The organism is Saccharopolyspora ipomoeae (genome assembly GCF_029952525.1).
In the GTDB taxonomy this organism is placed as follows: domain Bacteria; phylum Actinomycetota; class Actinomycetes; order Mycobacteriales; family Pseudonocardiaceae; genus Saccharopolyspora; species Saccharopolyspora ipomoeae.
Genome location: NZ_JASAOF010000001.1, coordinates 260,966 through 275,669, shown reverse-complemented (window position 1 = coordinate 275,669; position 14,704 = coordinate 260,966). Strand labels below are relative to the sequence as shown.

The 14,704-nt window shown below is 72.4% G+C and carries 15 protein-coding genes; 14 read left to right on the top strand and 1 reads right to left on the bottom strand.

Features of this window, described 5'->3' with window-relative positions; genetic code table 11:
• The first annotated feature begins 19 nt into the window (after positions 1–19).
• Both QFW96_RS01375 and QFW96_RS01370 read left to right on the top strand, forming a co-directional pair.
• A complete protein-coding gene (locus QFW96_RS01375; RefSeq protein WP_281453614.1) occupies positions 20–859 on the top strand; it encodes a universal stress protein in 840 nt (279 codons plus the stop codon).
• A gap of 65 nt (positions 860–924) precedes the next feature.
• The gene (locus QFW96_RS01370) at positions 925–2,049 is read left to right on the top strand and encodes an NDMA-dependent alcohol dehydrogenase (RefSeq protein WP_281453613.1); all 1,125 of its coding nucleotides are present in this window, start codon (positions 925–927) and stop codon (positions 2,047–2,049) included.
• Between the two features lie 198 nt (positions 2,050–2,247).
• Here QFW96_RS01370 and mftR read toward each other — a convergent pair whose 3' ends face one another.
• On the bottom strand, positions 2,248–2,832 hold the full coding sequence (mftR, locus tag QFW96_RS01365) for a mycofactocin system transcriptional regulator (RefSeq protein WP_281453612.1): 585 nt from the start codon (positions 2,830–2,832) through the stop codon (positions 2,248–2,250).
• 108 nt (positions 2,833–2,940) lie between these two features.
• Here mftR and mftA point away from each other — a divergent pair, with 108 nt between their 5' ends.
• The 12 genes from mftA to mftE all read left to right on the top strand — a co-directional run bounded on the left by mftA (position 2,941) and on the right by mftE (position 14,516).
• Positions 2,941–3,045, top strand: a complete 105-nt coding sequence (gene mftA / locus QFW96_RS01360; protein WP_132673720.1) for a mycofactocin precursor MftA — start codon at positions 2,941–2,943, stop codon at positions 3,043–3,045.
• Between the two features lie 2 nt (positions 3,046–3,047).
• Positions 3,048–3,329 carry a mycofactocin biosynthesis chaperone MftB gene (gene mftB / locus QFW96_RS01355; protein ID WP_281453611.1) on the top strand — a complete coding sequence of 94 codons (282 nt, stop codon included), beginning with the start codon at positions 3,048–3,050 and terminating at the stop codon, positions 3,327–3,329.
• Between the two features lie 64 nt (positions 3,330–3,393).
• Positions 3,394–4,581, top strand: a complete 1,188-nt coding sequence (gene mftC, locus QFW96_RS01350; protein ID WP_281453610.1) for a mycofactocin radical SAM maturase — start codon at positions 3,394–3,396, stop codon at positions 4,579–4,581.
• Complete coding sequence (locus QFW96_RS01345) at positions 4,578–6,473, top strand: mycofactocin system FadH/OYE family oxidoreductase 1 (RefSeq protein ID WP_281453609.1); 1,896 nt, start codon at positions 4,578–4,580, stop codon at positions 6,471–6,473. Before mftC ends, QFW96_RS01345 begins: the two co-directional genes overlap by 4 nt.
• Complete coding sequence (locus QFW96_RS01340) at positions 6,470–8,413, top strand: mycofactocin system FadH/OYE family oxidoreductase 2 (RefSeq protein WP_281453608.1); 1,944 nt, start codon at positions 6,470–6,472, stop codon at positions 8,411–8,413. The genes QFW96_RS01345 and QFW96_RS01340 overlap by 4 nt, the downstream gene beginning before the upstream one ends.
• The gene (locus tag QFW96_RS01335; RefSeq protein WP_281453607.1) at positions 8,410–9,336 is read left to right on the top strand and encodes a mycofactocin-associated electron transfer flavoprotein alpha subunit; all 927 of its coding nucleotides are present in this window, start codon (positions 8,410–8,412) and stop codon (positions 9,334–9,336) included. The genes QFW96_RS01340 and QFW96_RS01335 overlap by 4 nt, the downstream gene beginning before the upstream one ends.
• On the top strand, positions 9,329–10,615 hold the full coding sequence (locus QFW96_RS01330; RefSeq protein ID WP_281453606.1) for an FAD-dependent oxidoreductase: 1,287 nt from the start codon (positions 9,329–9,331) through the stop codon (positions 10,613–10,615). Before QFW96_RS01335 ends, QFW96_RS01330 begins: the two co-directional genes overlap by 8 nt.
• 12 nt (positions 10,616–10,627) lie before the next feature.
• Positions 10,628–10,915: a ferredoxin family protein gene (locus QFW96_RS01325; RefSeq protein ID WP_281453605.1), complete on the top strand. Its 288-nt coding sequence runs from the start codon at positions 10,628–10,630 to the stop codon at positions 10,913–10,915.
• Positions 10,916–10,919: 4 nt separating this feature from the next.
• Complete coding sequence (locus QFW96_RS01320; protein ID WP_281453604.1) at positions 10,920–11,741, top strand: mycofactocin-associated electron transfer flavoprotein beta subunit; 822 nt, start codon at positions 10,920–10,922, stop codon at positions 11,739–11,741.
• Entirely contained in the window at positions 11,738–12,520 is a 783-nt protein-coding gene (locus QFW96_RS01315; protein ID WP_281453603.1) for a mycofactocin-coupled SDR family oxidoreductase, read from the top strand. Before QFW96_RS01320 ends, QFW96_RS01315 begins: the two co-directional genes overlap by 4 nt.
• Positions 12,517–13,860, top strand: coding sequence for a mycofactocin biosynthesis glycosyltransferase MftF (gene mftF, locus QFW96_RS01310; RefSeq protein ID WP_281453602.1), 1,344 nt, complete (start codon positions 12,517–12,519; stop codon positions 13,858–13,860). The genes QFW96_RS01315 and mftF overlap by 4 nt, the downstream gene beginning before the upstream one ends.
• Positions 13,857–14,516 carry a mycofactocin biosynthesis peptidyl-dipeptidase MftE gene (gene mftE / locus QFW96_RS01305; RefSeq protein WP_281453601.1) on the top strand — a complete coding sequence of 220 codons (660 nt, stop codon included), beginning with the start codon at positions 13,857–13,859 and terminating at the stop codon, positions 14,514–14,516. Before mftF ends, mftE begins: the two co-directional genes overlap by 4 nt.
• Positions 14,517–14,704: the final 188 nt, after the last annotated feature.

Genomic DNA, 14,704 nt, shown 5'->3' with positions numbered 1-14,704 from the left:
TCGACCGGGGGAGGCCGGGATGAACGTCGTGGTGGGTGTCGACGGTTCGGCGGTCGCGCGCAACGCCGCCGCCTGGGCGGCGCGCGAGTCCGTGCGTCGCGGCTGCGAGCTGCGGATGGTCTACGCGGATCCGACCGCGCACGCCGGGGAAGACCACGTGCGCGCCCAGGTCACCCGCTGGCTCGCCGACGCGGCCGAGCACGCCCAGGCCCAGCAACCCGACGCGAAGGTGAGCACCGCGGCACTGCCCGGTTCACCCGAGCGGGTGCTCGTCGCCGAGTCGGCCGCCGCCGAACTGGTCGTCGTCGGCGACCGCGGCTTCGGCGGGTTCACTGGCCTGCTGGCCGGGGCGGTCGCCGTCAAGGTCGCAGCGCACGCCCTCGGCTCCGTCGCCGTCGTCCCGGACGTCGGCGACCCGCCGACGTTCCCCACCGCCGGGCCCGTCGTCGTGGGCGTCGACGACGCGGAATCGGCGGCTCCGGTGCTCGCCGAGGCGTTCCGGCTCGCCGACTCGCTCGGCGAACCCCTGCACGTCGTGCACACCTGGGAAGTCGTCGGCATCGACATGATGTGGCTGCGCAGCAGGCTGCCCGCCGAGGAGGTCGCGGAGAAGGAACAGCTGTTCCTCGCCGAGATCATGGCGGGGTGGCAGGAGCGCTTCCCGAACGTCGCCGTCGAACGGGTCGTGGGACGCGGCTCGCCGGTCGCCGCGCTCATCAATCACTCGACCGAGTCACAGCTGGTCGTCGTCGGGGCCCACGGCCGGGGCGGTGTCGCCGGGGCTCACCTGGGATCGACCAGCCACAAGCTGATCCACCACGCTCCGGCACCGCTTCTGATCGTGCGCTCACGTCCTTGACTTCGCTGTGACCGGGTTCTCATTCTCGGATGCGCATGTTCTTCCGCACTCGACGAGGAGTGGTTATGAAGACGAAGGCCGCAATCCTGCACGAGCCGGGCAAAGACTGGGAAATCGCGGAGATCGAACTGGGCGATCCGATCGAGGGCGAAGTGCAGGTGAGGCTCGCGGCCTCAGGCCTGTGCCACTCCGACGAGCACCTGCGCACCGGTGCCACCCCGATGGCGATCTACCCCGCGGTCGGTGGCCACGAAGGCGCCGGCGTCGTCACCAAGGTCGGTCCCGGGGTCTCCGGGATCGAGGAGGGCGACCACGTGGTGCTCACCTTCATCCCCGGGTGCGGGAGATGCCGGGCGTGCGCCAAGGGCATGCAGAACCTCTGCGACGCGGGCGCGGGACTGCTCTCCGGTGAGGCCATCTCCGGTGGCCACCGCATCACCTACCAGGGCAAACCCGCCGCTCCGATGTGCCTGCTGGGTACCTTCGCGCCGTACGTGACGGTCAACCAGGCGTCGGTGCAGACCATCGAGAACGACATCCCGCTGGAGAAGGCGGCGCTGCTGGGCTGCGGCGTGTCCACCGGCTGGGGCACCGCGACCGAGATCGGCGACACCCGCACCGGCGACACCGTCGTCGTCGTGGGCTGCGGTGGCGTCGGCATCAACGCCGTCCAGGGCGCGGCGGCCGCCGGTGCCCGCTACGTCGTGGCCGTCGACCCGGTGGAGTTCAAGCGCACCAAGGCCGAGGAGCTCGGCGCCACGCACTCCTTCGCGAGCATGGAGGAGGCGCACGCGGCGGTCGGCGACCTGACCTGGGGGCAGCTGGCCGACAACGTGCTGATCTGCATCGGCGAGACCACCGGTGAGCACCTGCAACCGGCGCTGTCGATGACGAAGAAGGGCGGCCAGGTCGTGGTCACCGGCATGGGCCGCGCCGACCAGATCGACGCCCAGGTCTCGCTGTTCGAGCTCACCCTGCTGCAGAAGCGGTTGCAGGGCGCGATCTTCGGCGGCGTCAGCCCGCGCACCCAGATCCCGCGCCTGCTGGAGCACTACCGCAACGGCACTCTCAAGCTCGACGAGCTCATCACCACGGAGTACAAGCTGGAAGACATCAACACCGGCTACGCGGACATGATGGCCGGCAAGAACATGCGAGGGATCATCCGCTACACCGACGCCGACTACTGAGAAATCTTGTTGGTGGTCGACCTGCGTGGCGGTGCGGGTGGCGGAACCTGAGCGCCTTCGTGGACTCCGTGCGCCGCTCCTTGAGTATGCCAATACGAGGCGTCCCGGCGTACTCGCCACGAAGGCGCTCAGAACCCGCGGCGGTGCGGGTTGCTCGGGTGGTGGAGGAGAATGCGGCTCCGCCGCATGGATTGATGCCTACTGATCGGTGTGCGCGAGCGCGAGTTCGCGCATGGCCGTGTCGAGCAGGTCGGAGAGCTCCTGCTCGGGATGTTCCAGCCAGTGCTGGTACGCCGACAGCGCCACGCCGAGGGAGGCGTGCGCGATGGTCTGCGGGGTCAGCGCGGTGGACGGCTGGCCGAGGCGGTGGCCGACGAACTCGGCCACCACCTCGCGCCACGACTCGAAGCGCAGCGTCGAATGCGCTTGCAGCGCGGGGACTCCCAGGATCAGCCGCATCCGCCTGCGGTGGTCCGGGACCTGCTCGGCGGGCACCCGGTTGAACTCGACCAGGCAGTGCCGCACCGCGTCCATCAGCGGGAGGTCCCCCGGTAGCGCGCGGAACTCGGCGCGCATCCGGTCCAAACCGGAGTCGAAGTCCCCCCACGGGATGTCGTTCTTCGACGGGAAGTAGTGGAAGAACGTGCGCCGCGCGATGCCCGCCGCGGCGGCGATGTCGCTGACCGTGGTGCGGTCGAATCCCTGTTCGTCGAACAGGTCGAACGCGACCTGCTCCAATTCCGCTGCGGTGGTGACCTTTCGGCGTCCGCCGGGTCGCTGCACTGCTCCAGATGTGTCAGGCCGCAAGGAATTCCGCTCCACGTCTTGTGAAAGTGCACTGGGTGCAAATACCGTGTCGATGGTAGCTCGACACTGTGAGGAGCATCGCACATGGCTGACCAGCAGATCGAACAGAGCACCGGGAACGAGCCGGTCGTCGAGGAAGAGCTCCTCGTCGAGGAGGTCTCCATCGACGGGATGTGCGGGGTCTACTGACCGTGGCCGCCGCGGAGTTCGACATCAGCCGCGGCTACCGGTTGAATCCGCAGGTCGCGTTGCGCCCCGAACCCTTCGGGGCGCTCGCGTACCACTTCGGCAACCGGAAGCTGTCGTTCCTGAAAGTTCCCGAACTGGTGGACCTCGTCCGCGAACTCGGTGAGCACCCCAGCGTCGAAGACGCGCTGGAAACCCTCCCCGAGCAGCGTCGGCCGCAGTTCCGCAAGGCCCTGGCCTCCCTCGCCGCCTCCGACATGATCCGCCCGCAGGCGGAAGCGGAGTAGCAGGCCCTCCCGAGAATCCGACTCCTTGGCCCGACAGCGACGTCCGGTTGGAAGTGAGCCGAGAATGACCACCACAGCACCGGTTCTCCCGCTGGTCGAGCAGTTCAAGGGCGGTTTGGACGCCCCGATCTGCCTGACCTGGGAATGGACCTACGCCTGCAACCTCGCCTGCGAGCACTGCCTGTCCTCATCGGGCAGACGTGACCCGAACGAGCTCTCGACCGACGAGATGAAGGCCGTCATCGACGAGCTGCAACGCATGCAGGTCTTCTACGTCAACGTCGGTGGCGGGGAACCCACCGTGCGCCCGGACTTCTGGGAACTGCTCGACTACGCCATCGACCACCAGGTCGGCGTCAAGTTCTCCACCAACGGCCTGCGCATCGATCCCGAGCGCGCCCGCAGGCTGGCCGCCACCGACTACGTCGACGTGCAGATCTCCCTCGACGGCGCGACCCGCGAGGTCAACGACGCCGTGCGCGGGCCCGGATCGTTCGACATGGCGATGACGGCGCTGCAGAACCTCTCCGACGCGGGCATGCGCGACTTCAAGATCTCGGTGGTGATGACCAGCCAGAACGTCGACCAGCTCGACGACTTCAAGGCCATCGCCGACCGCTTCGGCGCGCAGCTGCGCATCACCCGGCTGCGGCCCTCCGGGCGCGGCGCCGACGTGTGGGACGAGCTGCACCCCTCCGACGCGCAGCAGCGCCAGATCTACGACTGGCTGGTGGCCCACGGCGACCAGGTGCTCACCGGTGACTCGTTCTTCCACCTCAACGCGCTGGGATCGACCCCGCTGCCGGGGCTGAACCTGTGCGGCGCGGGGCGGGTGGTGTGCCTGATCGACCCGGTCGGCGACGTCTACGCGTGCCCGTTCGCCATCCACGACGTGTTCAAGGGCGGCAACGTCCGCGAGGAGGGCGGTTTCGCCCGCGTGTGGCGGGAGTCGGAGTTGTTCAACGACTTGCGGCAACCGCAGTCGGCGGGCGCCTGCGCGTCCTGCTCGCACTACGACGCCTGCCAGGGCGGGTGCATGGCGGCGAAGTTCTTCACCGGACTGCCGCTGGACGGGCCCGATCCCGAGTGCGTGCAGGGCCACGGTCAGTCCGCGCTGTCTATCGTGGACAAGAGCGTGCTGCCGAAGTCCACCCAGGACCACTCGCGCTCCTCGCGGCGCAAGGTCGGGCTGGGCATGCCCGCCGTGCCCGCCAAGCCGTGCGACTCGTCTCCGCTGGTGAGCGAGCGGTGAAACTCGTCCACCCGGTCCGGCTCGGCCGGGCCGAGGCACCGTCGCGCGTCCTGTTCGGGCCGCACGAGACCAATCTCGGCCGGGAGCGGGACATCTCGGACCGGCACGTCGCCTACTACGCGGCTCGCGCCGCCGGTGGGACCGGCGTGTTGGTCACCGAGATCGCCAGCGCCCACGACTCGGACCGGCCCTACGAACGCGCCCCGCTGGCGTCGCGGTGCGGCCCCGGCTGGGCCGCAGTGGCCGAGGCCTGCCGTCCACACGGGACTGTCGTGCTGGCCGGGCTCGGGCACTCGGGCTCGCAGGGCTCCTCGGCGTTCTCGCAGCAGGTGCTGTGGGCGCCGTCGCGGGTGGCCGACGTTGCCAGCCGCGAGATGCCGATGGAGATGGAGCAGCCCGAGATCTCCGCGCTGGTGGGCGGTTTCGCCGACGCGGCCAGGCTGGCCGTCGACAGCGGGGTGCACGGGGTCGAGCTCAACGCCGGGCAGTTCTCGCTGCTGCGGCAGTTCCTGTCCGGGCTGACCAACCAGCGCGGCGACGACTACGGCACCGACCGCACCCGCCTGCTGCGGGAGGTCGTCGCCGCCGTTCGCGAGGCGATCGGCGACGGCGTGCTGGGGTTGCGGTTGTCCTGCGACGAACTCGCGCCCTGGGCCGGGATCACCCCCGAGGCCGCCTCCGGGATCGTCGAGTCGATCCGGGACGAGGTCGACTACCTCGCGGTCGTCCGCGGCTCGGCGATGGGCACCTCGGCCACCCGTCCCGACCTGCACACCGAACCCGGCTTCAACATCGACCTCTGCCGGGGCATCCGGGAATCCGCCGGTGACACGCCGGTGGTCCTGCAAGGCAGCGTGGTCGACCCCGGCCAGGCCCAGTGGGCCCTCGACGACGGCGTCGCGGACCTCGTCGAGATGACCCGAGCCCAGATCGCCGACCCGGACCTCGTCGCGAAGACCCGCGAAGGCGTCCCGGTCCGACCCTGCGTGCTCTGCAACCAGAAGTGCTCCGTCCGCGACAACCGCAACCCCCTCGTCACCTGCATCGGCAACCCCACCGCCGGTCACGAAACCGACGAGATCCCGATTTCGATGGAAATCGGGGACCCGAGTTCCATCGAAATCGCGTCCTCGGAGCCCGCGCTGGTGGTCGGGGGTGGTCCTGCCGGGTTGGAGGCCGCTCGGGTGCTGGCGTCCCGGGGCCGCCGGGTGGAGCTCGTCGAGCGGGACGAACGGCTCGGGGGCATGGCGCGAACCGCCGCCGAAGTCGCTGGTCGGGGGCGGTTGCTGGGGTTGGTCGAGTGGCTGGAGGGCGAGGTCCGGCGGCTCGGGGTGCAGGTGCGCACCGGGTCGGAGGCCGGGCCCGACGAGCTGGACGGGCGGGAGGTCGTGGTGGCGACCGGGTCCGCGCCCGGGCCGTGGAACTTCAAGGTCGACGGGGGAGTCGTGCTCGACGTCGTCGAGCTGCTCAGCGGCGGGACGCCCGACGGGCCGGTGGTGGTGCACGATCCCGTCGGCGACTTCGTCGGGGTCGGGATCGCCGAGCTGCTGGCGGGTCGCGGTGTGGAGACCGCGATCGTGACGCAGGATCAGGTCGTGGGCACCCAACTCGCGCTGACCGGCGACCTCGCCGACGCCAACGCCCGGCTGCAGCGGGCAGGCGTGGCGCTGGAGAAGCGGTCCCTGCTCCGCGAGGTCCGCGACGGGCACGTCGTCCTGGAGGACGTGTTCACCGCCGAGACCCGCGAGCGCCCGGCCGCCGCCGTCGTCCACTGCGGACACCGGTTGCCCGATCAGCGCCTCGCCGGCCTGCCGATCGGCGACTGCGTGGCGCCGCGCACGATCCACGAAGCGGTCCTGGAAGGCCGCCGGGCGGCGGGAGGTCTGCGATGAGCCGCTACCTGTTCTCCCCGCTGCGCGTGGGGCCGGTGACGGTGCGCAACCGCATCGTGTTCTCCGCGCACCTCACCAACTACGCGCACGACGGGCACCCCACGGAGCAGCACGCCGCCTACTACGCGGCGCGCGCCGAAGGCGGGGCCGGGCTCGTCATCACCGAGGAGCACTCGACCCACCCCACCGACTGGCCGTACGAGAAGCTCATCCACGGGTTCAACCCGTCGGTGATCGACGGTTACCGGCGCATCACCGAAGCGGTGCACGCGCACGGGACCCCGATCTTCGCGCAGCTCAACCACAACGGCGGGCAGGCGTCGTCGATGTACTCGCGGCTGCCGGTGTGGGCGCCCTCGCCGGTGCCCGACCCGATGTTCCGCGAGGTCCCCAAGGCCATCGACACCCGCGAGATCGCCGAGGTCGTCGCCGGGTACGGAACCGTGGCCGCGCACTGCGCCGAGGGCGGCTTCGACGGGGTGGAGCTGCAGTGCTCGCACTCGTCGATCGTGCGCGGATTCCTGTCGCCCGCCACCAACAAGCGCACCGACGCCTACGGCGGATCGCTGGCGGGCCGGGCCCGGATCCTGCTGGAGATCATCGACGCGGTCCGCGCCTCCCTCGGTCCCGACCGGGCGCTGGGCGTGCGGATCTGCGGCGACGAGCTCATCGAGGGCGGCACCACCATCGACGAGGCCGTCGAGGTCGCCAAGATGGTCGAGGCCACCGGCAAGGTCGACTACATCAACACCTCGATCGGCGTGGCCACCTCGACGCTGTACATGATCGAGGCGTCGATGGCGATCCCGCCGGGCTACGCGCTGTTCATCTCCAACGCCATCCGCCAGGCCGTGGACCTGCCGGTGGTCGGCGTCGGCCGCATCAAGGACCCGCTCCAGGCCGAACGCGCCCTGGAGGAGGGGCATTGCGACCTTGTCGGGGTGGTGCGCGGCCAGATCGCCGACGCCGACTTCGCCGCCAAGGCCCGCTCCGGGCACGCCACCGACATCCGCACCTGCCTGTCCTGCAACCAGGAGTGCGTCGGCCGGATGGGTCTCAACCGCTGGCTCGGCTGCATCGAGAACCCGCGCACCGGAAGGGAATCGGTGACGCTGCCGATGCCGCGCAGGCGATCCCGGGTGCTCGTGGTCGGGGGCGGCCCCGCCGGGCTGCAGGCCGCGTCCACCGCCGCCGAGCGCGGCCATCACGTGACGTTGTTCGAGCAGGCGCCCGAGACCGGAGGGCAGGTCGCGCAGGCCGCGAGCGTTCCCGGTCGGGCCGAATTCCTCGACGTGGTGCGCAACCTGCGCGCCGAGTGCGCCCGGCACGGCGTCGACGTCAAGACCGGCGTCGCGGCGACCGCGCAGCTGCTGCGCGAGGAGCACCCAGACGCCGTCGTCCTGGCCACCGGGGCTCGGCCCCAAAAACCTTGGTGGTCAGGTGATCTGGAGCGGATCGTGGACGTCCGGGACGTGCTCGCCGGGGACGCCGCCCCCGAGGGCGAGGTGCTCGTCGTCGACGAGCTCGGCTTCCACCAGGCCGCATCGGTGGCCGAGCTGCTGGCCGACCGGGGCTGCCGGGTGCGGATCAGCACCCCGGGCATGGTCGTCTGCCAGGACCTCGGCGTCACGCTGGACATGGAGACCTTCAACATCCGCGCCGACGCCAAGGGGATCGGCCAGCGCACCGACGAGGTCGTCATGGGCGCCTCGGCCGACGGCGAACGCGTGTCGCTGCAGATCCTCAAGCACACCACCGGCGAGACCACCGAGCACGTCGTCGACTGGGTGGTGTGCGCCGTGCACCAGAGCCCTGTCGACGAGCTGTGGCACGAGCTGCGCGACGCGCCGTTCCCGGTGCACCGCGCAGGGGACTGCCTCGCGCCCCGCCGCGCGCACGCGGCCGTGATCGAAGGACACCGAGTGGCGGTGGAACTGTGAGCGCGCTGCCCGACACCCTCGCGATCGTCGTCGTCCGCGACGGCGCGCTGCCCGCCGGTGCCGACGAGACCGTCGCCGAAGCCGGGGGAGCGGTGCTGCTCACCGGCACCGGAACCGCCCGCGCCGCCAAGGAGCTCACCGCCGCCCGCAGCACCTGGACCGTCGACACCGCCGTGGTGGCGCCCGGTTCGCTCGCCGCGACGTTGGCTCCGCTGCTCGACCAGGTGCGGGTGGTGCTGCTGCCCGGTTCGCCCGACGGGCGAGACCTCGCTCCCCGCTTGGCGTTCGACACCGGGAGGGCGCTGCACGCGGGCGCGGTCCGCTGCGGCACCGACACCGCCGACCTGTCCAGAGTGGATGACCAGGTGGAGGTGCGCGTCCGCTTCACCGGACCCGTCGTCGTCACCCTGACACCCGGGGTGCGCGGTGTCGGAACACCGCTGCCGTCGCCCGAACCCGTCCCGCTCGACGCGGCACCCGGCACCGCCCGGGACGCCGAGCTGGTCGAGGTCCGCCCGCCCGAACCCGAGACCGTCGAGCTCACCGAAGCGCGCCGCATCCTCGGCGGCGGCGCCGGACTCGTCCGCCCGGGCGAGGACGGGACCGCCGTGATGCGCACGCTCACCGAGGTCGCCGCCTGGCTCGGAGCCTCCGCCGGGGCCACCCGCGTGGTCACCGACGCGGGCTGGGCCGGGCACGACCGCCAGATCGGCACCACCGGCGTCGTCGTCGACCCCGACCTCTACGTCGCGTTCGGCATCTCCGGCGCCACCCAGCACACCGGCGGCCTCGGACGACCGGAGCACGTCGTCAGCATCAACACCGACCCGCACTGCCCGATGACCGCGATGGCGGATCTCGGCATCATCGCCGACGCCCCCGCAGTCCTGGCCGAACTCGACCGCCGGAGGCGAGATGACTGAAGTCGATGCCGTCGTGGTCGGCGCCGGTCCCGCCGGATCGGCCGCCGCCCTCGAACTCGCCCGCGCCGGACGCAGCGTCATCCTGCTCGAACGCGGACCGTTCCCCGGTTCCAAGAACGTCTACGGCGGCGTCGTCTACGCCCGCGTGCTCGACGAGGTGCTGCCCGAGTGGTGGCGCGAGGTGCCCGTGCAGCGCTGGGTGACCCGCCGCAGCACCATGATGCTCACCGACCACCAGGCGCTCACCGTCGACTTCCGCACCGAGGACTGGGGCAGCGCCCCCTACAACGGCATGACGACCTTCCGCGCCGACTTCGACTCCTGGCTGGCGGGCAAGGCCGTCGAGGCAGGGGCCCGGCTGGTCACCTCGACGGTGGCCACCGACGTGATCCGGGAGAACGGGCGCGTCGTCGGCGTCCGCACCGACCGGCCCGACGGCGACATCCGCGCGGAGGTGGTCATCGCCGCCGACGGCGTCAACTCCTTCCTCGCCAAGCAGGCCGGGCTGCTGCCCCGGACCGACCCAGAGCACCAGACGCTCGGCGTGAAGGAGACCCTGGCGCTGCCGCGCAAGACCATCGACGAGCGCTTCCAGCTCAGCGGCGACCAGGGCGCCGACTTCGAGATCCTCGGCTGCACCGGCGACATCGCCGGCGGCGGGTTCCTCTACACCAATCGCGACACCGTCAGCGTCGGCGTCGTGCTCTCGCTGAGCGACCTGGCGAAATCCGGTCGGCGGCCGGAGGACGTGGTCGCCGACCTCAAGGCGCACCCGGCGATCGCGCCCTACCTGCGCGACGCCGAGCTCAAGGAGTACTCCGCGCACCTCATCCCGGAGGGCGGCTACCGCAGCATGCCGCCGCTGTCCACGCCCGGGATGCTCGTCACCGGCGACGCCGCGGCGATGTGCCTGGCCGCCGGGATCTGGCTGGAGGGCGTCAACTTCGCGATCGGGTCCGGACTGGCCGCCGGGCGCACCGCCGCCGAGGCCGTCGAGACCGGCGGCGGGCTCGACGGGTACCGGGAGCGGTTGGAGGGCAACTTCGTGCTCGCCGACCACAAGCGGCTGCAGCGCGCGCCCGAACTGGTGCTCTCCGACCGGGTGCAGCAGCAGTACCCGAAGCTGCTGTGCGACTTCGCCCAAGGGGTGTTCACCGTCGGCAACCCGGCGCCGAAACCCCGGCTGGGCAAGCTGTTCCGCAACACCGCCGCCCGTCACGGCGTCCGGCTGCGGCAGCTCGCCGCCGACGCCTGGACCGGTCTGCGCACCTTCGGCTGAAGAGAGGCGGCCATGTACCGAGACATCTCCTTCGAGGACCGCATGGGCACTGTCGACTTCGACGTGGGCGAGCGCGCCCACATCACCGTCGACACCGAGGTCTGCCGGTCCTGCACCACCCAGGCGTGCGTGTCGGCGTGCCCGGCGAAGCTGTTCGTGCCCACCGGCGACGGCGGAATCCTGTTCAACTACGAGCAGTGCTTCGAGTGCGGCACCTGCTACCAGATCTGCAACAACGCCGGGGCGATCACCTGGACCTACCCCGACGGCGGCAACGGCGTCGTGTTCCGGAGGGGTTGAGCGCATGCGCATCGCAGTGGCACTGAGCCGGTCCTGGCAGGGCGTCGAGGTCGACCTGCTGACCGGGGCGCTGGGCACCGCCCACCGGGGCGAGACGCCCGCCGAGCACGCCGCGCTGGAGCACGCGCTGCGGCTCGCCGAGCTCACCGGCGGCAGCGTCCACGCCATCACCGCGGGGCCGCCGGAGACCGAGCGGGGCCTGCGGGACGCGCTGGCCGCCGGGGCCGACCGGGCCACCCGCGTGGACCTCGACGCACCGCTGAACTCCTTGGCGCACAACGGTTCCGCCGCGGGGTGCCTCGCTCGCGCGCTGCCCGAGATCGACCTGGTGCTGTGCGGCGACCGCTCCGGCGACGGCGGTACCGGCGCGACCCCGGCGTTCCTGGCCGCGCACCTCGACGCCGCCCAGGCGCTCGGCGTCGTCCACGTCGAGCTCGACGGCGGCCGGGTGCTGGTGCACCGCCGCCTCGACGGCGGGGGACGCGAGGTCCTGCGGATGCCGAGGCCCGCCGTGGTCTCGGTCGAGGGCGGCCTGCGGCTGCGCCGCGCCGCGCTGCCCGCCGTGCTCGCCGCGCAGGAAGCGGAGATCACCGTCGTGCCGGGCTCCCGGCCGGACACCGACGTCGACGTGATCTCCACCCGCCCGCGCACCCCGCGAGCGCGCGCCTACCCGCCGCCGAGCGGCGACACCGCGCACCACCGGGTCCTGGAGCTCACCGGGGCGCTCGTCGACCGCACCCCGCCCACCGTCGTCGGACCCCTCGACCCGGCCGAGGCGGCCGACGAACTGCTGGGCTACCTGCGACGTCACGGGTACCGCGGATGAGCCGGGTCGCCCTCGTCACCGGCGCCGCCAGGGGAGTCGGGGCCGCCGTCGTGCGCGGGCTCGCCGCCGACGGCTGGAACGTCGTCGCGCTCGACGTGTGCGCCGACCTGCCCGGCGTGCCCTACTCGCTCGGCACCCGCGACGAGCTGCGGGCGCTCGCCGACGAGCACCCCGGGTCGGTGCGCGAGGTCGTCGCCGACGTGCGCGACGCCGCCGCGCTGGCCGAGGCGGTGCAGGTCGCCGAGGCCGAGTTCGGCGGGCTCGACGCCGCCGTGGCCGCGGCCGCGATCATGGCCGGTGGCGCGCCGCTGTGGGAGACCGGCGACGCCGAGCTGGACCTGCTCTTCGACGTCGACGTGCGCGGCGTGGCCAACCTGGCCCGCGCCGCCGTCCCGGCGATGCTGCGCCGACCCGAACCCCGCTCCGGCAGGTTCGTCGCGCTGGCCTCGGCCGCCGCGCACCGCGGCCTCTACCACCTGGCCGGGTACAACGCGGCCAAGCACGCGGTCGTCGGGCTGATCCGGGGGCTGGCGACCGACCTGCGGGGCACCGGCGTCAACGCCACGGCGGTCTCGCCCGGGTCCACCCGCACCGACATGCTCACCGCCACCGCGGCCTTCTACGACCTCGACGACGTCGAGGAGTTCGCGACGCACCAGGTCGTCGACCGCCTCCTGGAACCCGAGGAGGTCGCCGCTGCCGTGCGCTGGTTGTGCGACGAGCGCGCCTCGGCGATCACCGGCACCGTCGTCCACGCCGACGGGGGGTTCACCGCGTGAGAGTGGTGGCCGACCCGAGCCTGCAGCGCTTCGACGACGGCCGGACCGTCGCCGGGGGCTCGCCGTACCGCATCCTGCGGCTCACCGCGCGCGGCTCCGAACTCCTCGACGACTGGCTGGCCGGGAAGCCCGTGACCAGCGGGAACTCGCTCGCGCAGCGGCTGGTGCGCAGCGGCGTCCTGCACCCCGAGTACGACACCGCGAGCCTGGGGCCCGCCGACGTCACGGTCGTCGTCCCGGTCCGCGGCCCGCGACCGGGCGCACTGCTCGACGCGCTGGAGGGGATGCGGGTGCTGGTCGTCGACGACGGCTCGCCGACTCCGATCTCCGGCGCCGCCGTCCGCCACGACACCGCGCGCGGACCGGGCGCCGCCCGCAACGCCGGGTGGCGGCTCGCCGACACGCCGCTGGTGGCGTTCCTCGACGCCGACACCGTTCCCGAGCCCGGCTGGCTCGACCCGCTGCTGCGGCACTTCGAGGACCCCGAGGTCGCCGCCGCGGCGCCGAGAGTCCGCAGCAGGAGAGGGGATTCGGCTCTGGAGCGGTTCGAGCGGACCTGCTCGCCGCTGGACCTGGGCGAGCAGCCCGGCCCGGTGCGCGCGGGGGGCCGGATCAGCTACGTGCCCACCGCCGCGCTGCTCGTGCGCACCGAAACGCTCGCCGAACTCGGCGGTTTCGACGAGACGCTGCGCTTCGGCGAGGACGTCGACCTCGTCTGGCGGCTCACCGCGCGCCACCAGGCCCGCTACGAACCCGCCGCGATCGTCGAGCACGCCCCGCGCCCCAGCTGGCCCGCGCTGCTCAAGCAGCGCTACGGCTACGGCTGCTCGGCCGGTCCGCTCGGCCGCCGCCACGGCGAGAACGTCGCCCCGGTGCGGCTGTCGCTGTGGAGCGCGCTGGCCTGGCTGCTCGTCGTCCTGGGCCGCCCCCGTCCGGCCCTGGCCGTGACCGGCGCGGCCGCCGTGCTGCTCACCCGCAAGCTCGGCGCGCTCGGCATCCCCGCCCGCGAGTCGATCACCCTCGCCGTTCGCGGAAACATCGGCGCCGCAAGGCTTCTCGTCGAATCCGCCGGACGCGCGTGGGCGCCGCTGGCGATCCCGCCGCTGCTGCTGAGCAAGCGCGGACGCCTCGTGCTGGCCTGCGTCGCCGCCCGCCACCTCACCGAACCGCGCGAGCTCGACCCGCTGCGGCACACCCTCGCCCGCGTTGCCGAGGACGCCGCCTACGGTTGCGGCGTGCTGCGCGGCGCGCTGCGCGAGCGCAGCACCGTCGCGCTGCGGCCGGTGCTCACCGACCGGGGCGGGCGCAGCAGCGTCCCCGTCGGCGGAGGCGAGGCGTGAACCTCGGCGAGACCACCTGGCCCGAGCTGCGGGAACCCCGGCTGCTCGCGGTCCCGGTCGGCGCCACCGAGCAGCACGGCCCGCACCTGCCCTGCACGGTGGACACCGACATCGCCGCAGCCCTGTGCGAGCGCCTCGCCGAGCAGCGCGACGTCGTGATCGCGCCGCCGGTCGCCTACGGTTCCAGCGGCGAGCACGCCGCGTTCCCGGGCACCCTGTCGATCGGGCAGGCCGCCACCGAACTGCTGCTCACCGAGCTCGGCCGCTCCGCCGACGCCTTCGCCGGGGTCGTGCTCGTCTCCTGCCACGGCGGCAACGCCGTGCCGGTGCGCAACGCCGTGCGCACCTTGCGCGCGGAGGGCCGCCGGGTGCTGGCCTGGTCGCCGACCGGGCGTGCCGACGACAGCCACGCCGGGCGCACCGAGACCTCGGTGATGCTGGCCCTGCGCCCGCACGTCGTGCACCTCGAACAGGCCGAGATCGGCAACACCGCACCGCTTTCCGAGCTCATCGACCGGATGCGCACCGGCGGCACCGCCGCGGTCAGCGACAGCGGTGTCCTCGGCGACCCGCGCGGCGCGAGCGGCTCCGAGGGGCGCCGAATCCTGCGCTCCTGGACCGAGAACCTGATCGACGCGGTCGACGCCTGGGATTGAATGCAACACGCCTGAGCCCCCGGATGCGGTGAGAACCCCCGCTCCGGTCTAACCTCTATGCCGATTGGCCCAGGAAACTGCTCCGAGAGGGCTAATTTCACCGTGGATGACCCCATGCCCGGCAACGCGATCCGGTTCGGGTGCGTGTCGGGTTCCGACGGTCGCTGGGGGCGGCGTCCGCTGGGCGG